We start from the raw sequence: 18,464 nt of genomic DNA on the forward strand, positions 1-18,464 counted from the left end.
TCTCTTGGGCAAAGGTTGCCAATGAACGGGCCCCTGACCGTGGGTAGCGTCGCGAACGTGGGTGAACGGGTACTCGTCGCGCTCGGCGGCAACGCCATGACAGGTCCTGACGGCAGCGCCTCGCCGCAGGCTCAGCAGGCCGCGGTCGAGGCGGCGATGCGGCAGGTCAGGGCGCTGATAGACGCCGGGCACCAGGTGGTGCTCACCCATGGCAACGGGCCGCAGGTGGGCAACCTGCTGCTGAAGAACCAGCTCGCCGCCGCCGTCGTGCCGCCCGTCCCGCTCGACTGGTGCGGCGCGCAGACGCAGGCCACGATCGGCACGCTCATCCTGAACGCGCTCGGCCGCCCGGCCGCCGCGGTCGTCACCCGCACCCTGGTCGACGCGGGCGATCCCGGCTTCGCGGATCCGGTCAAGCCGATCGGGCGCTACTTCACCGAGGACGAGGCGCGCAGGTTCGAAAAGCTCGGGCAGAGCTGGCGCCGCTTCGAGCGGGGCTGGCGGCGCGTGGTCGCCTCACCAGAGCCCCTGGAGATCCTCGACGCGCCCGCCGCGACCGCGTTGATGGCCGCCGGATTCACGGTCGTGGCCGCGGGCGGCGGGGGAGTCCCCGTCGTACGGCAGGCCGACGGCTCGCTGGCCGGGGTCGAGGCGGTCGTGGACAAGGACCTGGCGGCGGCCCTGCTGGCGCGGGCCGTCCAGGCCGAGGTCCTGGTCATCGCCACCGACGTGCCGCAGGCGGTCGTCGGGTACGGCGGGCCCCATCCGCGGCCGATCGGCGAGATCTCCGCCGGTGAGTTGCGTGTCCTGCACGCCGCCGGGCACTTCGCCGGGGGGAGCATGGGACCGAAGGTGGAGTCGGCCCTGCGGTTCGTCGCGGCAGGGGGCGCGCGGGCCGTGATCACCTCGCTGGAGCACATCGCCGATCCAGGCACAGGTACGAGAGTGGAGAGATAGATGCCCGAACCGATCGAAGTGCGCAAGGTCGCCATCGAGAGCGTGACCGACGCCTCAGGGCTGGAGAAGCTCATCGACGACGGAGTGATCGAGGCGCACCGGGTGCTCGCGGTGATCGGCAAGACCGAGGGCAACGGCGGCGTCAACGACTACACCCGCATCCTGGCCGACACCGCCTTCCGCGGGGTGCTGGCCAGGCGGGGGCATCCGGCGCCGGAGAGCGTGCCGCTGGTGTGGTCGGGCGGCACCGACGGCGTCCTCAGCCCGCACGCCACGATCTTCGCCACCACCGCCTCGGCGCCGGCCACGGACGAGCCCAGGGTCTCGGTCGGCGTCGCGATGAGCGACGTCATCCTGCCCGAGGACATCGGCCGTCCCGCCATGGTCGAGAAGGTCGCCGCGGGCGTGCGCGAGGCGATGAAGGTCGCGGGCATCGACGACCCGCGCGACGTCCACTACGTGCAGACCAAGACGCCGCTGCTCACCCTGGCCACCATCACCGACGCCAAGCGCAGGGGCAAGGACACCGCGATCGAGGAGACGGGCCCCTCCATGGACCTGTCGAACTCCACCACCGCGCTCGGCATCGCCGTCGCCCTCGGCGAGATCGAGATGCCCTCGGCCGACCAGATCCACCGCGACCTGTCGCTCTACAGCAGCGTCGCCTCCTGCTCCAGCGGCGTCGAGCTGGACCGCGCCCAGATCGTCGTGGTCGGCAACGTCAGGGGGATCGGCGGGCGCTACCGCATCGGGCACAGCGTCATGAAGGACGCCCTCGACGCCGACGGCATCTGGGCGGCCATCCGCGACTCCGGTCTCGACCTGCCCGACCGCCCGCACCACTCCGACCTCGGCGGGCGGCTGGTGAACGTCTTCATGAAGTGCGAGGCCGACCCCTCGGGACGGGTGCGCGGGCGGCGCAACATCATGCTGGACGACTCCGACGTGCACTGGCACCGGCAGATCAAGGCCACGGTCGGCGGCGTCGCCGCCTCGGTCACGGGCGACCCGGCCGTGTTCGTCTCCGTCGCCGCCGTCCACCAGGGCCCCTCGGGCGGTGGTCCGGTGGCCGCCATCTCCGACCTCTCCTGACCTTCACCTCAGGTCCGGCACCCCAGGTCCGGCACCCCAGGTCCGGCACCCCAGGTCCGGTACGGCACGCACGGGCGCCGTCACGCCTCCAGGTGCGCCACGTTGGCCACGTCGGCGGGGTCCGTGCTGGCCGTGCCGGCGAACCACGCGTCGAGGATCTCCTTCAGCAGCGGCTCGGAGACCACGCGCAGGCTCAGCGCCAGCACGTTCGCGTCGTTCCACCTGCGCGCGCCGTCCGCGGTGTAGCCGTCGGCGCACAGCGCGGCGCGCACCCCCCGCACCTTGTTGGCCGCGATGGCCGCGCCCGTGCCGGTCCAGCAGCACACCACCGCCTGCTCGGCCCTGCCCTCGGCCACGTCGCGCGCCGCCGCGGCCGAGGCCCACGCCCAGTCGTCGCGCTCGGAGTCGTTCAGCGCGCCGTGCGCGATCACCTCGTGACCGCGCTCGCGCAGCTCCGTCACGACCGTCGCGGCCACCCCGTCGAGGCTGTCGGCCGCCACCGCGATCCGCATGGCTCAGTCCACCTCCGCGCTGCCGTTCACCCGCAGCTTGCGGCGGGCACGCTCGTAGAAGGTCGTCGTGCCCAGCCGTACCACCCACGCGGCGCCGAGCACGGCGGTCACGTTCACGCGGTCGCCGGGGGCCAGCGTGCCCACCACCGCGCCGTCCACCTCGACGGCCAGCGAGCCGCTGGTGGGCAGCAGCTCCAGCGTGACCTCCTCGTCGGCCGAGAGCATCACCGCCCTGCTGAACGTCGAGTGCGCCGCCGCGGGCACCACCAGGAACCCCTCGACCAGCGGCGAGACGATCGGGCCTCCCGCCGAGAAGCTGTAGGCGGTGGAGCCGGTCGAGGTCGCCATGATGACCGCGTCGGCGGCGTAGCGCACGAACGGATGCCCCTGGACGGCCACCGCCACGGCGGCGATCCCGTCGCCCGGCACCCGCACCAGGGCGATGTCGTTGAACGCGGTCACCTCCTGGCCGTCGCGCAACACCGTCCGCACCGCCATGCGCGGTTCCACGGTGTAGCGGTGCTCGTCGATGGCCGACAGCGCCTTGGGCAGCTCGTCCACGTCGATCTCGGCGAGGAAGCCGAGCCTGCCCAGGTTCACGCCGAGAACCGGCGTCTTGAGCCCGGCGATGAGCCGCATGGTGCGCAGCATCGTGCCGTCGCCGCCGAGGCTGACGAGCAGGTCGGAGCGCTCGCACAGGACCTCGGGCTCGACCGCGACCGCGCTGCAGTGGATGCGGTCCACCTCGTCGGGCAGGCCGAGCACCGTCACGCCCCTGGCGGTGGCCCACGAGACGATCGTCTCGATCGCGGTCTCGGAGTCACGCCGCGGATGCAGCACCAGCCCAACGGTTCCGATCATGCCCATGCCGCCCACTCTACTGACGCGGGCGCGGGCCGGCCGCGGGTAGTCTCGGGCGTTGTGCCGAGCATTCCGCAGCCCCTTGTCCCAGGTGACGACGGGAGCGCCGACGACGCCGTCGCCGCCGCGCTGACCGCCTACTCCTCCGGTACGGCCGACGCCACCGCCGTCCTGTCGGCGCTGAGCGCGTCCAGGTTGCTGGTGCCCGTCGTGGCGCTGCTGACCGAGTCCGAGGTGGGCGAGCACGGGCTCAGGCAGGAGAAGGAGAGCGAGATGGCGCTCCCCAAGCTCGTCGGCAAGGACGGCAGGGAGGCGGTGATCGCCTTCACCGGGGTCGAGGCGCTCACCAGGTGGCGCGCCGACGCGCGGCCCATCCAGGCGACCACGCTCCAGGTCTGCCAGGCCGCCGTGCACGAGGGCGCCGCGGCCGTGGTGGTGGACGTGGCGGGGCCGGTGCCGTTCGTCATCGAGGGCGGCGTGCTGGAGGCGATGGCCGCGGTCGAGTCCGGCACGCTCGACCAGGTCGGCCCGTCGGTCACCGTGGCGCGCTTCGCCGCGAGCCCGGAGCCGAAGCGGCGTCGTTTCCCCTGGTCGCGTCGGCGCTGACCACCCGATCGCGAAAGAGGCCTGACGTCACGGCGGGTCACCGTCGCCGCTGGAGCGGCGTGATGGAGGGACGCCCGCCGGTGACCGCGGTGGCCGTTGGCGGCGGGAGCCGTACGGAAAGCCCTGACAGAGACCCCGCAGCGCGGGGAGGATGGCGGGATGGTCTGGGCGGCGCTGGCGGGGTTCGTCGTGGGGGTCCTGGTGCGCGCGCTGGCAGCCGGGTTCGAGCCCGACCCCGCAGACACCCGCGCCGAGGCCAGGCGGGCGTTCACCGGCCTGCCGCGCAGGGCGCGCCCCGGTGGCAGGCCGGTGATCGAGCTGGTGACCGCGGCCGTCTTCGCGCTGCTCGCCTGGCGGATGGCGCCGGCCTACCTGCCCGCGCTGCTGTACGCCGCCGCCGCGGGCACCGCGCTCGCCGTCATCGACTGGCGCACCAGCCGGCTGCCCGACGTGATCACCCTGCCGTCGTATCCGATCCTCGCCCTCCTGCTGCTCCCCACCGGCCGCCTCACCGACGCGCTGCTCGGCGGGGCCGCGCTGCTGGTCCTGTACGGCGTGCTGTGGTTCGTCAGGCCGACGGCCATGGGGCTGGGCGACGTCAAGCTGGCGGGGCTGATCGGCATGGCCGCGGGCGCGGTCGGCTGGAACGCCTGGGTCGCCGCGGCACTGGCCGGACAGCTGCTCGGCGCCCTCTACGCGATCACCCTCCTGGTCATGAGAAAGGCGGACAGATCGGCGGAGTTCCCGTTCGGGCCCTTCATGATCGCGGGGGCGCTCTGTCTCGCCTGGTGAGCGCTGTCCATCTCATCGCTTCGCTCATGGAAGACTTGGAGCATGTTGCGTTGGTTGACCGCCGGAGAGTCCCACGGCCCCGAACTCGTCGCCATCCTGGAGGGCCTGCCCGCCGGCGTGGAGGTGACCACGGCCGCGATCGACGAGGCGCTGCGCCGTCGCCGCCTCGGCTACGGCCGCGGCGCGCGGATGAAGTTCGAGGAGGACAAGGTCTCCATCGTCGGCGGCCTGCGCCACGGCCGCACCCTCGGCAGCCCCGTCGCCATCCGCGTCGGCAACACCGAGTGGCCCAAGTGGGAGAAGGTCATGGCGGCCGACCCGGTCGACCCCGCCGAGCTGGAGGGCATGGCGCGCAACGCCCCGCGCTCGCGCCCCCGCCCCGGCCACGCCGACCTGGCCGGCATGCAGAAATACGGCTTCGACGACGCCCGTCCCGTCCTCGACCGCGCCTCGGCCCGCGAGACCGCCGCCCGCGTCGCGCTCGGCGAGGTCGCCAAGCGCTTCCTCAAGCAGGCCCTCGGCGTCGAGATCTTCAGCCACGTGGTGTCCATCGGCGCCGCCCAGTCGCCTGGCAACGTCTTCCCCGTGCCGGCCGACCTCGACGCGATCGACGCCGACCCCGTCCGCTGCGCCGACCCCGAGGGCAGCGCCGCGATGATCGCCGAGATCGACAAGGCCCACAAGGACGGCGACACCCTCGGCGGCGTCGTCGAGGTCCTGGCCTACGGCCTGCCGCCGGGCCTCGGCAGCTACACCCACTGGGACCGCCGCCTCGACTCTCGCCTGGCCGCCGCCCTCATGGGCATCCAGGCCATCAAGGGCGTCGCGGTCGGCGACGGCTTCGAGACCGCGCGCAGGCCGGGCTCGCGGGCCCACGACGAGATCGAGTACACCACCGACGACGGCGTCAGGCGCGTCACCAACCGCGCGGGCGGCGTCGAGGGCGGCATGACCAACGGCGAGGTCCTGCGCGTCAGCGCCGCGATGAAGCCGATCTCGACCGTTCCGCGGGCCCTGGCCACGATCGACGTCAAGACCGGCGAGGCCGCCAAGGCGCACCACGAGCGCTCCGACGTGTGCGCTGTCCCGGCCGCGGGCATCGTCGCCGAGGCGATGGTCGCCCTGGTGCTGGCCGACGCGGCCCTCGAGAAGTTCGGTGGCGACTCCGTCGAGGAAGTCGCCCGCAACCTGTCCGGCTACCTCTCCTCGATGGTGATCAAATGACCAAGGTCGTGCTGATCGGCCCGCCAGGGTCCGGCAAGACGACGCTCGGCCGCCTGCTGGCGCAGCGGCTCGGCCTCACCTTCCGCGACACCGACGCCGACGTCGAGGCGGTCGCGGGCAAGGCCGTGAGCGAGATCTTCATCGAGGACGGCGAGGAGCGCTTCCGCGAGCTGGAGCACGAGGCCGTCCGCGTGGCGCTGGCCGAGCACGACGGCGTGCTGTCCCTCGGTGGCGGCGCGATCCTGCACGAGAAGACCCAGGAGCTGCTCGACGGCCACCCCGTGGTCTACCTCGAGGTCGGGCTGGCCGACGCCGTCCAGCGGGTCGGCCTCGGCTCTGCCCGCCCGCTGCTGGTGCTCAACCCGCGCAGCCGGCTGAAGAAGCTCATGGACGAGCGCCGCCCGATCTACGAGCGGCTGGCCGTCCTGCGGGTGGTCACCGACAAGCGCGACCCCGAGGAGCTCGTGGACGAGATCGTGAAGGGGCTGCCCGCATGAGCGCCACCCGCATCACCGTGCACGGCGACAGCCCCTACGACGTCGTCGTCGGCACCGGCGTGCTCGGCGAGCTGCCCGGCCTGCTGGGCGAGGGCGTCCGCACGGTCGCCGTCGTCCATCCCGCCACGCTGCCCGAGATCTCGCGCCCGGTGTGCGGGGCGCTGGAGGAGGCGGGCTACGACGTCGTCTCCCTGCCGGTCCCCGACGGCGAGGCGGCCAAGTCGGTCGAGGTCGCCGCCCAGCTGTGGTCGGCTTTCGGCCGGTACGGCATCAGCCGCTCCGACGCCGTCGTCGGCGTGGGCGGCGGCGCCACCACCGACCTGGCGGGCTTCGTCGCCGCCACCTGGCTGCGCGGCGTCAAGGTCGTCATGGTGCCCACCACGCTGCTGGCGATGGTCGACGCCGCGGTGGGCGGCAAGAACGGCATCGACACCCCCGAGGGCAAGAACCTCGTCGGCACCTTCCTGCCGCCCGCGGGCGTGCTCTGCGACCTGGCCACGCTGCCCTCGATGCCGCGCGCCGACTACGTCGCCGGGCTCGCCGAGATCATCAAGGGCGGCTTCATCGCCGACCCGACCATCCTCATGCTCATCGAGGACGATCCCGCGGCCGCGACCAGGCCGGAGGGCGAGCACACCCGCGCGCTCATCGAGCGCAAGATCCAGGTCAAGGCCGACGTGGTCGGCGCCGACCTGCGCGAGGCGGGCCTGCGCGAGATCCTCAACTACGGCCACACCCTGGCTCACGCCATCGAGCGGGCCGAGCACTACCAGATCAGGCACGGCGAGGCCGTCTCGATCGGCATGGTCTACGCCGCCGAGCTGTCGAAGCTGGCGGGCCGGGCCGATCTGGTCGAGCGCACCCGCTCCATCCTCACGTCGGTGGGCCTGCCCACCGCCTACCGCAGGGACGCCTGGCCCGAACTGCGCGACCACATGCGGCTCGACAAGAAGAACCGCGGCGCCAAGCAGCGCTTCGTCGTCCTCGACGGCCTGGCCAAGCCGGGGCGTCTCGAGGATCCCCCCGAGGAGCTGCTGGAGGCCGCCTACCGCGAGGTGGCGCGATGATCTACGTGCTCAACGGCCCCAACCTGTCGCGCCTCGGCACCCGCGAGCCCGACGTCTACGGCGCCGAGACCTTCGACGACCTGCGCGCGCTGTGCGAGGCCACCGGGCGCGAGCTGGGCCTGAAGGTCGAGGTGCGGCAGACCGACGACGAGGCCGAGCTGGTCGGCTGGGTTCACGAGGCGGCCGACGGCAAGATCCCCGTCGTGCTCAACCCGGCCGCGTTCACGCACTACTCCTACGCCCTGCGCGACGCCCTCGCCCAGCGCACCGCGCCGCTGATCGAGGTGCACATCTCCAACCCGGCCGCGCGCGAGGAGTTCCGCCACACCTCGGTCGTGGCCGCCGTCGCGACCGGCACGATCGCGGGCTTCGGCCTGCAGTCCTACGTGCTGGCCCTGCGAGCGATGGCCGACCTGATCAAATGACGCACTACCGTTCGTTCGTCGCGCTGGGCGACAGCTTCACCGAAGGACTCAACGACCCCGGCGCCGACGGCCACTACCGCGGCTGGGCCGACAGGGTCGCCGAGGTGCTGGCGTCGAGGGAGCCCTCCTTCCAGTACGCGAACCTGGCCGTGCGCGGCAAGCTCATCGACCAGATCGTGGCCGAGCAGGTCCCCGCGGCCGTCGCGATGCGGCCTGACCTGGTCAGCTTCTGCGCCGGCGGCAACGACCTGCTCAGGCCGGGCAGCGATCCCGACCAGATGGCCAAGAAGCTGGCGGGCGCCGTACGACAGCTGCGGGCGACCGGCGCGGAGGTGCTGCTGTTCACCGGCGTCGACCCGCGCGACACGCCGCTGATGCGGCGCATGCGCGGCAAGTTCGCCATCTTCTACCTGCACCTGCGCTCCATCGCCGACCTGTACGGCTGCCACGTCGTCGACCAGTGGTCGATGCAGGCCATCCGCGACTGGCGGGCGTGGAGCGACGACCGCCTCCACATGAACGAGGAGGGCCACCGCCTGGTCGCCGCCCGCGTGCTCGACGTGCTGGAGGTGCCCTGCGACGACTCCTGGCGCAAGGACTGGCCCGCGCGCTCGGTCGACCCCAGGGTGAAGCGGCGCGAGGACGCCCGCTGGGTGAGGGAGTTCCTGGTGCCGTGGGTCAACCGGCGCCTGCGCGGCACCTCCTCGGGCGACGGGCTCGACCCCAAGCGGCCCGACCTCGCGCCGTGGGAACTCCGCTAGATCCGATCTAGCGACGATCTAGCGCCTCCTTGGTGAGAGGAGGTGCGGGATGACGCCTACGGGCCCGCTGCGGATGGCCGTGATCATCGGCAGCACACGCGAGGGCAGGGTCGGCGAGAGCATCGGCCGGTGGTTCGCCGCCCGTGCCGAGCTCCGCGACGATCTCGCGGTCTCGGTACTCGACCTGGCCGACTACGCCTTTCCCTGCGGTTTCCCCGCCGTGGCCACGCCCGCGATGCGCGCCTTCACCAGTGCGGTCGCGGGGGCCGAGGCGTTCGCCGTCGTCACGCCCGAGTACAACCGCAGCTTTCCCGCCTCGCTCAAACAGGCGATCGACTTCGCCTACGACGAGTGGCAGGCCAAACCGGTCGGTTTCGTGTCCTACGGGTGCGGCTCCGACGGCATCTACGCGATCGAGCAACTCCGCACCGTCTTCGCCGGGCTGCACGCGGTCACCGTGCGTGACGGTGTGGGCATCGATCTGCTCGGCGGGGGAGTCGACGACGGCGGCACGCCGTACGACACCGACGAACGCTCGCTGGCCGTGACCACCATGCTCGACCAGCTCCTGTGGTGGGGCCTCGCGCTTCGGGCCGCCCGCGCCGCCCGGCCCTTCGCCTCCTGACCATGACAGAAGAGGAAATCATGACAGACCTTGCAATTGAGACAAAAGGCTTGATCAAAACCTTCGGCGACACCCGCGCCGTCGACGGCCTCGACCTGACCGTCCCCGCCGGCGTGGTCTACGGCGTGCTCGGTCCCAACGGCGCCGGCAAGACCACCGCCGTCAGGATGCTGGCCACCCTCCTGCGTCCCGACGGCGGCGAGGGCCGGGTGTTCGGCCACGACATCATCCGCGAGGCCGACGCCGTGCGCAGCAGGGTGAGCCTGACCGGGCAGTACGCCTCGGTCGACGAGGACCTCACCGGCATGGAGAACCTCGTCCTGCTCTCGCGGCTGCTCGGCCACCGCAAGCCCGCCGCCAGGGAGCGGGCCGCACAACTGCTGGAGGCGTTCGGCCTCACCGCCGCGGGGGGCCGCCTGGTCAAGACGTACTCGGGCGGCATGCGGCGCAGGCTCGACATCGCCGCCAGCATCCTCAACACCCCCGACCTGCTCTTCCTCGACGAGCCCACCACCGGGCTCGACCCGCGCAGCCGCAACCAGGTCTGGGACATCATCCGCATCGTCGTCGCCCACGGCACCACCGTGCTGCTGACCACCCAGTACCTCGAGGAGGCCGACCGCCTGGCCAGCCGTATCGCCGTCATCGACCAGGGCAGGGTCATCGCCGAGGGCACCCCGGGCGAGCTGAAGTCCTCCGTCGGCGCGGGCGCCGTCCACGTACGGCTGCGCGACGCCGGCCAGCGCCCCGAGGCCGAGCGGCTGCTGGCCAAGGCGCTCGACGCGCCCGTCTACCTGGAGGCCGACCCGGTCGCGCTGACCGCCCGCCTCTCCGCCGACGGCGCCGCCGCCGCCGAGCAGTCCGCCCTCGCCCTGACCGAGCTGGCCAGGTCGGGCATCGTCGTCGACGACTTCTCCCTCGGCCAGCCCAGCCTCGACGAGGTCTTCCTCGCCCTCACCGACCACCCCGCAACCGAGAAGGAGATCGCGGCATGAGCACGGACACCTCCACCACCGCCGCCTACGTGCCGGTGGCCGAGACCCTCGGCACCGTCCTCGCCCCCGCCGCCCGCCCGCCGCGCCCGAGCGCGCTGTCGGCGTCTGTCACCTTCGGCTGGCGGGCGATGCTGAAGATCAAACACGTGCCCGAGCAGCTCTTCGACGTCACCGCGTTCCCGATCATGATGACGTTGATGTTCACCTTCCTGTTCGGCGGCGCGCTGGCCGGCTCGCCCGGACAGTACCTGCAGTTCGTGCTGCCCGGCATCATGGTCCAGAGCGTCGTGATGATCACCATGTACACCGGCGTCGAGGTCAACAAGGACATCGAGCGCGGCGTGTTCGACCGCTTCCGCACGCTGCCCATCTGGCGGCCCGCGCCCATGGTCGGCTACCTGCTGGGCGACATGCTCCGCTATGTGCTGGCCTCGGTCGTGATCCTGCTGGTGGGCCTGATCCTCGGCTTCCGTCCGGCGGGCGGCGTCGCGGGGGCGGCGGCGGGCATCGCGGTGCTGGTCGGCTTCTCCTTCGCCTTCTCCTGGCTGTGGACCATGCTCGGCCTGATCCTGCGCAGCGAGAAGGCGGTGATGGGGTGGAGCATGATGGTGCTCTTCCCGCTCACCTTCCTCAGCAACGTCTTCGTCGACCCGAGCACCATGCCGGGGTGGCTGCAGGTCTTCGTGGTGGACATCAACCCGATCAGCCACCTGGTCGCCTCGGTCCGCTCGCTGATGGGGGGCCAGCCGAACGTCACCGAACTCGGCTGGGTCCTGGTCGCAAGCCTCGCCCTCATCGCGGTCTTCGGCTCGCTGACCATGCGCCAGTACAACCGCAAGTAACTGCACACCGCCCGGCGGTCCTGGATACCCAGGGCCGCCGGGCGCATCCGGTCTTCCGGGCGCCTCCGGCATTCCGGCGCTTCCGGCTTTCCGGGGGCATCCACCGCGCTTGCCGGTCGCAGCGTGCCCGTGGTCATGATCGACACGTCCCTCTTCGCCAACGCCCTGCTCGATGGGCCCTCTCGCCCTCCTGATGCCGCTGTTCCGGCACCTGCGGGCGCGCCGGTCTCCGGGGAAACGACGACCTCCCGCCCCGCTGATGGCACTCAGGCGCTCGTCGCGGTCCGGGACTCGATGTTGATCCCGGGGACAGCGGGCTCTCCACGGGATTCGGATGTCCCACGTCCGAGAGTCGCTGGTCCCGGGATTCGGCGGTCGCTTCCGTGTGGTTCCTGAGCTCCCGTCCCGCCTTGAGTGCGCGGGGTGGAGGTTCAGAGGCGCCAGGTGATGCCGGGGTTCGGGTGGTAGCGGCAGGTGGTACCCGTCGAGACGGCGTCGCGGAGGTGGGCGGCGAGCTCGGGATGGAGAGCATCGAGCTTGCGCAGGACATCGCGGATCCGCGCCGTGACCGTCTTGCGGGCGCGTTCCGCCTCGTCCCCGAGTCGGCGCGCCCGTCCGCCGAGCCCCGCCGCCGCCCGCAACTCCTCCAGCAGCGCCGCACGCTCCCTGTCGAGCTCCGCCGCCCGCCGGTCGTCACCCAGCTCCAGCGCCCGCTCGGTCTCCTCGTCCAGCCGGGTCAGGTGGCGATGGTAGCGGGCCTTGGCCTCCTCGTCCAGCACCGGGTCGCCACCCATCCGCCGCGCGGCCACCACCACCTCGCCACCCTCGGGCGCGAGCAGCTGAACGGCAGGCAGCTCCGCACCCGGTCTGCTCAGCAGCGTGTGGAGGTCGCGAAGACCCTTGGCGTCGGGCATGTGAACAGTCCGCCCCCCGAACGAGAGAGACCACACCGAGCCCTCCCGCCTGAACTCGTTCCCCGGGGCCCGGTCCCGGTCCACCAACGAGCCCTCGGAACCACGTGACCCCTCACCGGAGACACTCAGCCGGGCCCCACCCACTCGGCCCGTGTCCGAGATCCGGCCGCTGCGACCCGCCGAGCCGTCCACACCATCGTCTCCCCGGACGTCCGGCCGGGGATCACCCGTCCGGCCCGCGTCAAAGGTCCGGTCGCCAGAACCCCCCGAGCCAGCCAAACCCTCATCTCCCCGGACGTCCGGCGGGGAACCATTCGCCCGATCTGCGCTGGAGCCCAGGTCGCTGGGCTCTGCCGCTCCGGGCGCGTTCGGGGGAGAGGGCCGCCTGCCCCCTCGCCCTCCTCCCGAATCCCGGTGCACACCTCCGGGAGAGACGGTCGGCCGCCGAGTCGCGTCCTCGAACTCGGGCATGGTCGTCGGCCCACCGTCCACGCTCCCGGGCGAGGTCGTCGGCCACTGCTCATGGGCCTCTGGCGGCGGTGTCGTCGACGGCGGGTTCGTGCGGCCGGAGACGTCGGTGGTAGGAGACCGTCGCGCGTCCGAACCGCCCGAAGGGCCAGCGGTCGCCGCCCACGGCTCCCCGGCGCGCGGGCCGCGCTCAGGGTCTTCCCGCCACCCCGTCCCCCTGTCGCCGCCGGCAGCGGGGCGCTCCTGGCGTATCCGGGACAGGCGGTCGGTCATGTCGCGAATGCCCAGGTCGGCGGCCTCGGCTGCCACCTCCGTCAGGAGGCGGTCCGCGGTTTCCGCGTCGCCGGGGCGCCCTCGGGCCGTCAGCGCCGCACCCAGCCGCAGCCGGGCCTCCACCGACCACGGGCGGGCCCGCAGGAGCTCCGCCGCGCGCACCGCCGAGGTGAAGCAGTCGATCGCCTCGTCCCACCGCTCCTCGGCGGCCGCCACGACTCCCATCCAGAGGACGACGGGCCCGCTGATGTCCCAGCCGTAGAGGGAGACGGCCCACTCGCCGAGATGGGGCTCCAGAGCCTCGCGAGCCTGCGCGCACAGGTCGGGGTCGCGGGAGAACCCCGCCGCCTCGGCCAGGAACCGCAGCCACACCGGGCGCACCCCGTCGTCCGCGGGCTCGGGCATGGCACGCAGCAGCGCCGGATCGCCGTGCCCCCGCCGCAGGTCGGACAGCGCCTCCAGCAGCCCGGGACACGGATGGCGGCTCGCCCGCAACCGTTCGTGGACCTCCTCCAGCTCGGAGAGGCGCCCCTGCGCCAGCAGCATCGCCCAGCGATGGTGGTCGAGCATGTAGCCGAAGTGCGTGTGGCCGTGACCGCCGCCCACCTCCATGACCTCGCCCATGAGCGCCTCGGCTCTGGCGAAGTCGCCCGTGAGGGTGTCGATGATGCTCTGGTCGATCGAGGTGGACAGGCCGATGTTGGGCTGGTCGCTGGCCCTGCCCATCGCGACGTAGTGGCGGAACTGGTCGGGGAAGCGCGGGTCGCCGAGCTCGAGCAGCGCCACCCAGTGGAGCGCGGAGGTGAAGTGCTCCATGTCGACATCACCCGTACGGCGGGCCAGCCCGCGCAACTCCTCGGTCAGCTCGACCCGCTGCCTGGCCGTGCCGGGACCCCAGATCGTGTCGTGCAGCGCCCACAGCGCGAACGTCAGCGCCTCGTCGTCGTCGCTCTTCCTGGCCAGCACGCTGATGCGCACCGCGAGGTCCTGCGCGAGCCGGTCGGGAGTGGGCGGGTCGCCGGCCGGCGGCGCGCCGACGAGCGCGTGATGCGCCTCGCGCAGGAGCGCGGCGCCGCCGCGGCCGCTCTCCTCGCGCCCGCAGGTGTGGAAGAGGGTGAGCGCGGCCCTGGCCAGCAGCTCGGGATCGTCGAGCGCCCGCACGGTGGCGACCGCCCTGTCGAAGACCCGCGCCGACTCGTCGGACTCGCCGCCGTGGTGGAGCAGGCGGCCGAACTCCAGCCCGATCCTGACCAGCCGCCGTGGATCGCCCGAGCCCGCCAGCTCCATCGCCCTGCGCCAGTGGAGCAGTGCCTCCTCCCTGGCCAGCCGCTGGTTGGCCTGCCTGGCCGCGGCCACCAGGAGGTCGGTGGCGAGCGCGGGATCGACGGCCTCGCCCGCGAGATAGGCGTGGCGGGCCAGCTCGCCCGGCATCGCGTCGGGCAGGTCGCGCAGGGCGTGGACGGTGGCCGCGTGACGCGCGCGCAGGTCGGCCTCGTCGAGGGAGTCGTAGAGCGTCTCGCGGACCAGGTCGTGAGCGAAGGAGAACACCCCGCCCCCCTGCGACCCGACGAGCCTGGCGGCCGCCGCCTGGGCGAGCAGCCGGTCGACGTGCGCGGCCGGGGCGGCGGCGACCGCGGCCAGCACCTGGCGGTGGAACTCGCGCCCCAGCACGGCCGCGTCGGTGAGGAGCCTGACCACGGGAGCGGGCAGCAGCGACAGCCGTCGCCACAGCGTGTCGCGCACCCCCGGCGGGATCGCCGACACCGACCCGCCGCTGCGCCACAGCCGGGCGGTCTGCTCGACGAAGAACGGGTTGCCGCCCGTGCGCCGATGGATCTCCTGGACCACGTCGTCGTCGGGCTCGTGCCCGATCGTGCGGGTGACGAGCGCGGCCACCTGCGCGCGGTCGAGGCCGGTGAGCGTGATCATCGTGGCCCGCGCGGCCAGCGGGGTCAGCAGCGGGCGCAAGGGGTGCTCGCCCTGCTCGACCTCCACGTCGCGGTAGGTGCCGATCAGCAGCAGTCGTTCGAACCAGGTGTGCTGGGCGGCGAACTCGAGCAGTTTCAGCGACGCGCCGTCGGCCCAGTGCAGGTCGTCGAGGACCACGACCACGGGACGCGTCTGCGACAGCGTCACCAGGGCGGTCGTCACGGCGTCGTAGACCTCGAAGGCGTCGGCCCCGTCGACCCGCGCACCGTCGCCGAGCAGCGCCGACAGCCGCCCGCCCGCCGCCTCCTCCACGGCGGGCCACTCGCCGCCGCGCCGCAGCGCCCTGATGACCTGCACCCACGGCCAGTAGCCGGGCGCCGCGTCGGAGTGCCAGCAGGATCCGCTCAGCACCAGCGCGCCCTGCTCTCTGGCCTGCTCGGCCGCGCTGGTCACGAGCGTGGTCTTGCCGATGCCCGCCTCGCCGGTGACCAGCACGAGGCCGCCGTGACTGCCGGTCACGCGGCTGATCTCGGCACGCAGCAACGCGGCAGGGTGCTCCCTGCCGATGAGCTCCGGCCCCGCGTCGTGAGTTCGCATCGTGCTCAGAAGGTAGCGGTTGGTGCCGACAAAACCCGTGCTGATCTCAGGGTACGGCCCGGCGAAACCCGAGAGAGCGCTCTCTCGCGCGGCTACAGTGAGCGGCGTGCTGCTCTCCGAGATCCACATTTATCCGATCAAGTCGGTGACCGGGCGGGCCGTCGACCGCGCCCGGGTGCACCCGTGGGGCCTCGCGGGCGACCGCCGCTGGGCCGTGGTGGGCCCCGACGGGGACAACGTCCGCCTCCGCGAGTACCCCCGCCTGCTCGCCGTCACGGCCAGAGAGATCCCGGACGGCGGGCTGCTGCTGTCCGCGCCGGGCATGCCCGAGCTGAAGGTGCCGCCCGCGGCGGGCCCGAGCGTGCGCGTGGGCTTCACCGGTCTCGACCACGCCGTGCTGGCCGCATCGGAGGCGCACGCGTGGTTCACCGCGCTGCTCGGTGACCCCGCCCGGCTGGTGTGGCTCGACGATCCCGGCCGCCGCTCCATCGACCCTGCCCACGGTGGGCTCCCCGGCGAGGTGGTGACGTTCGCCTGGGACGCGCCGCTGCTGCTCACCACCACGGCCGCCGCCCGCAGGCTGGACGAGTGGATCGAGCAGGGCGCCCTCCGGCGCGGCGAGACCCCGCCCGGCCCGCTGTCACCGCTGCGCTTCAGGCCCAGCGTGATCGTCGACGGCGCGGAGCCGTTCGAGGAGGACGGCTGGCGCGAGGTCCGCATCGGCTCGGTCGACTTCCGCGTCTCGGAGCTGTGCGACCGGTGCGCGGTGACCGTCATCGACCCGGACACCTATCGCAGGGGCAAGGAACCCTTGCGCACGCTCGCCGAACACCGCAGGTGGGACGGCAGGACCTGGTTCGGCATCCGCCTCGTCCCGCGCGGTCCGGGCGAGATCCGGGTGGGAGATCCCGTGATCGCGGGATGAAAGGCGATCTGGGCGCGGACCGAAGGGGGCGCGGGCACGCGAGAGGACCGAAGGAACGCGTGGCCCGAGGGGGGCGAAACCCCCTCAGCCCGTCAGGCGCTTCAGGGCGGTGCGCACCACCGCCGGGTCGGTCGTCCGCCAGAACGGTGGCAGCGAGCTCAGCAGGAACCCGCTGTAGCGCGCCGTGGCCAGCCGAGGGTCGAGCACCGCCACCACCCCTTTGTCGTCCTGCGCCCGCAGCAGCCGCCCCGCACCCTGCGCCAGCAACAGCGCGGCGTGGTTGGCCGCCACCGCCATGAAGCCGTTGCCGCCCTTGGCCACCACGTGCCGCTGCCTGGCCGAGGTGAGCGGGTCGTCGGGCCGGGGGAAGGGCACCCTGTCGATGATCACCAGGCGCAGCGAGGGCCCCGGCACGTCCACGCCCTGCCACAGCGACAGCGTGCCGAACAGGCACGTCGACTCGTCCTCGGCGAACTGCTTGACCAGCAGCATCGTCGAGTCGTCGCCCTGACAGAGCAGTGGCACGTCGAGCCGGTCGCGCAGCGCCTCGGTGGCGGCCTTGGCCGCGCGCATGGAGGAGAACAGCCCCAGCGTGCGCCCGCCCGCCGCCTCGATCAGCTCGGCGATCTCGTCGAGGTAGGCCTGGGGCAGGCCGTCGCGCCCCGGCTGGGGCAGGTGCTTGGCGACGTAGAGGATGCCGGCGCGCGGGTGGTCGAACGGCGAGCCGACGTCGATGCCCGTCCAGCCCCGCCTCCGGTCGTCGCCCTCTCCTCCCGAGCGCTCGGGGTCGCCGAGCCCCCACTGCTTGGCCAGGCCGTCGAAGGTGCCGCCCAGCGCGAGCGTGGCCGAGGTGAGCACCACGGTGCGCTCGCCGAACAGCTTGTCGCGCAGCATGCCGCCCACGCTCAGCGGCGCCACGCGCAGGGTCGCGGGCCGCCGGTCGGTGCTGCCGTCGAGCCACACGACCTCGGCCCTGTCGACCTCCGACGCGTGCCCGTAGGCCTCGAGCATGCGCACGGCCGTGTCGTGCACCTCGTCGAGCGCGGTGAAGGCCGCCTTGCGCAGCCCCGCCTTGTCGGGGTCGTCCTTGTCCGCGCCGCGCGGGCCCATCGCCGTGATGCATCGGGCGGCGCTGTCGCGCACCAGGGCGAGAGTGAGGCCGAGCACCTCGGGCAGCTCGTCGATGCGGCCGGGCGGGGCCGCCTCCAGCAGCGCCTTGAGATCTTCACCCGCCTCGAGGAGCTGGTCGGCGATCGGCTGCTCGATGAGCCTGCCGACCCGCCGTACGGCCAGCGAGACCGACGCCTCCGACAACTCGTCGGTCACCACCGAGGTCACCCTGTCGACCAGCTCGTGCGCCTCGTCGACGACCACCACGTCGTGCTCGGGCAGGATCGACATGCCCTCCATGGCGTCGATCGCCAGCAGCGCGTGGTTGGTGACCACCACGTCGACCTCGCCCGCCCGCGCCTTGGCCAGCTCGGCGAAGCACTCGGCGCCGCTCGGGCAGCGCTGGGCGCCCAGGCACTCCTTCGCGCTCACCGAGAACTGCCGCCAGGCCTGCTCGTTGACACCGGGGACCAGCTCGTCGCGGTCGCCGGTGACCGTCTCCTCCGCCCACTCCTGGATGCGCTGGACCATCCGGCCCGTCGCGCTCACCTCACGCGGGTCGAAGAGCTGGTCCTGCTCCTCCTCGGGCCAGGCCGCGCTCGCCTTGTAGCGGCACAGGTAGTTGCGCCGCCCCTTGAGGATGGCGAACGTCGGCTCGTGCGGCAGCTTCGCGCCCAGGGTCTCGGCCAGGCGCGGCAGGTCGCGGTCGACGAGCTGGCGCTGCAGGGCGATCGTGGCGGTGGAGACCACCACGGGGGAGTCGGACTCCATCGCGTGCCTGATCGACGGCACCAGGTAGGCCAGCGACTTGCCGGTGCCCGTGCCCGCCTGGACGGCGAGGTGCTCCTCGTCGTCGATGGCCTTCTGGACGGCCCTGACCATGGTGATCTGCCCAGGCCGGTCGCTCCCTCCCAGGGCGCCCACGGCGATGGATAGGAGCTCTTCGACTGAAGGGAGAGTGGAGTCCGGCACGGCAGAAACCTACCCGGTCG

17 protein-coding genes are annotated in these 18,464 nt (G+C 72.7%); 13 read left to right on the forward strand and 4 right to left on the reverse strand.

Annotated features, from left to right (window positions below; genetic code table 11):
* Positions 1-57 precede the first annotated feature (57 nt).
* The gene (locus H4W81_RS06350; RefSeq protein ID WP_318781561.1) at positions 58-957 is read left to right on the forward strand and encodes a carbamate kinase; all 900 of its coding nucleotides are present in this window, start codon (positions 58-60) and stop codon (positions 955-957) included.
* Positions 958-2,049, forward strand: coding sequence for a barbiturase (gene bar / locus H4W81_RS06355; protein WP_192773912.1), 1,092 nt, complete (start codon positions 958-960; stop codon positions 2,047-2,049).
* 80 nt (positions 2,050-2,129) lie between these two features.
* Here bar and H4W81_RS06360 read toward each other — a convergent pair whose 3' ends face one another.
* A complete protein-coding gene (locus tag H4W81_RS06360; protein WP_192773913.1) occupies positions 2,130-2,561 on the reverse strand; it encodes an RpiB/LacA/LacB family sugar-phosphate isomerase in 432 nt (143 codons plus the stop codon).
* A 3-nt stretch (positions 2,562-2,564) separates the two neighbouring features.
* Positions 2,565-3,428, reverse strand: a complete 864-nt coding sequence (locus H4W81_RS06365; protein ID WP_192773914.1) for an NAD(+)/NADH kinase — start codon at positions 3,426-3,428, stop codon at positions 2,565-2,567.
* Positions 3,429-3,482: 54 nt separating this feature from the next.
* On the opposite strand from H4W81_RS06365, the gene H4W81_RS06370 reads away from it, so the two are divergent.
* The 10 genes from H4W81_RS06370 to H4W81_RS06415 all read left to right on the forward strand — a co-directional run bounded on the left by H4W81_RS06370 (position 3,483) and on the right by H4W81_RS06415 (position 11,256).
* A complete protein-coding gene (locus tag H4W81_RS06370; protein ID WP_192773915.1) occupies positions 3,483-4,028 on the forward strand; it encodes an SseB family protein in 546 nt (181 codons plus the stop codon).
* Positions 4,029-4,187: 159 nt separating this feature from the next.
* Positions 4,188-4,820, forward strand: coding sequence for a prepilin peptidase (locus H4W81_RS06375; RefSeq protein ID WP_192773916.1), 633 nt, complete (start codon positions 4,188-4,190; stop codon positions 4,818-4,820).
* Between the two features lie 42 nt (positions 4,821-4,862).
* Positions 4,863-6,044 (forward strand): chorismate synthase, encoded by a 1,182-nt coding sequence (gene aroC, locus H4W81_RS06380; RefSeq protein ID WP_192773917.1) that lies wholly within the window; start codon positions 4,863-4,865, stop codon positions 6,042-6,044.
* Positions 6,041-6,541, forward strand: coding sequence for a shikimate kinase (locus tag H4W81_RS06385; protein WP_192773918.1), 501 nt, complete (start codon positions 6,041-6,043; stop codon positions 6,539-6,541). Before aroC ends, H4W81_RS06385 begins: the two co-directional genes overlap by 4 nt.
* Positions 6,538-7,608, forward strand: coding sequence for a 3-dehydroquinate synthase (gene aroB, locus H4W81_RS06390; RefSeq protein ID WP_192773919.1), 1,071 nt, complete (start codon positions 6,538-6,540; stop codon positions 7,606-7,608). The genes H4W81_RS06385 and aroB overlap by 4 nt, the downstream gene beginning before the upstream one ends.
* Positions 7,605-8,033, forward strand: coding sequence for a type II 3-dehydroquinate dehydratase (gene aroQ, locus H4W81_RS06395; RefSeq protein WP_192773920.1), 429 nt, complete (start codon positions 7,605-7,607; stop codon positions 8,031-8,033). The genes aroB and aroQ overlap by 4 nt, the downstream gene beginning before the upstream one ends.
* Entirely contained in the window at positions 8,030-8,794 is a 765-nt protein-coding gene (locus H4W81_RS06400; protein ID WP_192773921.1) for an SGNH/GDSL hydrolase family protein, read from the forward strand. Before aroQ ends, H4W81_RS06400 begins: the two co-directional genes overlap by 4 nt.
* Positions 8,795-8,843: 49 nt before the next feature.
* The gene (locus H4W81_RS06405; RefSeq protein WP_192773922.1) at positions 8,844-9,419 is read left to right on the forward strand and encodes an NADPH-dependent FMN reductase; all 576 of its coding nucleotides are present in this window, start codon (positions 8,844-8,846) and stop codon (positions 9,417-9,419) included.
* A gap of 20 nt (positions 9,420-9,439) precedes the next feature.
* Positions 9,440-10,414, forward strand: coding sequence for an ATP-binding cassette domain-containing protein (locus H4W81_RS06410; RefSeq protein ID WP_192773923.1), 975 nt, complete (start codon positions 9,440-9,442; stop codon positions 10,412-10,414).
* Complete coding sequence (locus H4W81_RS06415; protein ID WP_192773924.1) at positions 10,411-11,256, forward strand: ABC transporter permease; 846 nt, start codon at positions 10,411-10,413, stop codon at positions 11,254-11,256. Before H4W81_RS06410 ends, H4W81_RS06415 begins: the two co-directional genes overlap by 4 nt.
* Positions 11,257-11,687: 431 nt before the next feature.
* Here H4W81_RS06415 and H4W81_RS06420 read toward each other — a convergent pair whose 3' ends face one another.
* Complete coding sequence (locus H4W81_RS06420; RefSeq protein ID WP_192773925.1) at positions 11,688-15,437, reverse strand: AAA family ATPase; 3,750 nt, start codon at positions 15,435-15,437, stop codon at positions 11,688-11,690.
* 106 nt (positions 15,438-15,543) lie between these two features.
* Here H4W81_RS06420 and H4W81_RS06425 point away from each other — a divergent pair, with 106 nt between their 5' ends.
* Entirely contained in the window at positions 15,544-16,362 is an 819-nt protein-coding gene (locus H4W81_RS06425) for an MOSC domain-containing protein (protein ID WP_192773926.1), read from the forward strand.
* An 84-nt stretch (positions 16,363-16,446) separates the two neighbouring features.
* Here the strand turns inward: H4W81_RS06425 and H4W81_RS06430 are convergent, their stop codons facing one another.
* Positions 16,447-18,444 carry an ATP-dependent DNA helicase gene (locus tag H4W81_RS06430; protein ID WP_192773927.1) on the reverse strand — a complete coding sequence of 666 codons (1,998 nt, stop codon included), beginning with the start codon at positions 18,442-18,444 and terminating at the stop codon, positions 16,447-16,449.
* Positions 18,445-18,464: the final 20 nt, after the last annotated feature.

Origin of the sequence: Nonomuraea africana (assembly GCF_014873535.1) — a bacterium.
Lineage (GTDB): Bacteria > Actinomycetota > Actinomycetes > Streptosporangiales > Streptosporangiaceae > Nonomuraea > Nonomuraea africana.

Excerpts from the sequence above, each read along its gene's own strand:
- aroQ (WP_192773920.1), top strand. The coding sequence starts at position 7,605 with ATGATCTACGTGCTCAACGGCCCCAACCTGTCGCGCCTCGGCACCCGC.
- aroC (WP_192773917.1), top strand. The coding sequence starts at position 4,863 with ATGTTGCGTTGGTTGACCGCCGGAGAGTCCCACGGCCCCGAACTCGTC.
- H4W81_RS06410 (WP_192773923.1), top strand. The coding sequence starts at position 9,440 with ATGACAGACCTTGCAATTGAGACAAAAGGCTTGATCAAAACCTTCGGC.
- H4W81_RS06365 (WP_192773914.1), bottom strand. The coding sequence starts at position 3,428 with ATGGGCATGATCGGAACCGTTGGGCTGGTGCTGCATCCGCGGCGTGAC.
- H4W81_RS06360 (WP_192773913.1), bottom strand. The coding sequence starts at position 2,561 with ATGCGGATCGCGGTGGCGGCCGACAGCCTCGACGGGGTGGCCGCGACG.
- H4W81_RS06405 (WP_192773922.1), top strand. The coding sequence starts at position 8,844 with ATGACGCCTACGGGCCCGCTGCGGATGGCCGTGATCATCGGCAGCACA.
- H4W81_RS06420 (WP_192773925.1), bottom strand. The coding sequence starts at position 15,437 with ATGCGAACTCACGACGCGGGGCCGGAGCTCATCGGCAGGGAGCACCCT.
- bar (WP_192773912.1), top strand. The coding sequence starts at position 958 with ATGCCCGAACCGATCGAAGTGCGCAAGGTCGCCATCGAGAGCGTGACC.
- H4W81_RS06385 (WP_192773918.1), top strand. The coding sequence starts at position 6,041 with ATGACCAAGGTCGTGCTGATCGGCCCGCCAGGGTCCGGCAAGACGACG.
- aroB (WP_192773919.1), top strand. The coding sequence starts at position 6,538 with ATGAGCGCCACCCGCATCACCGTGCACGGCGACAGCCCCTACGACGTC.
- H4W81_RS06400 (WP_192773921.1), top strand. The coding sequence starts at position 8,030 with ATGACGCACTACCGTTCGTTCGTCGCGCTGGGCGACAGCTTCACCGAA.
- H4W81_RS06375 (WP_192773916.1), top strand. The coding sequence starts at position 4,188 with ATGGTCTGGGCGGCGCTGGCGGGGTTCGTCGTGGGGGTCCTGGTGCGC.
- H4W81_RS06415 (WP_192773924.1), top strand. The coding sequence starts at position 10,411 with ATGAGCACGGACACCTCCACCACCGCCGCCTACGTGCCGGTGGCCGAG.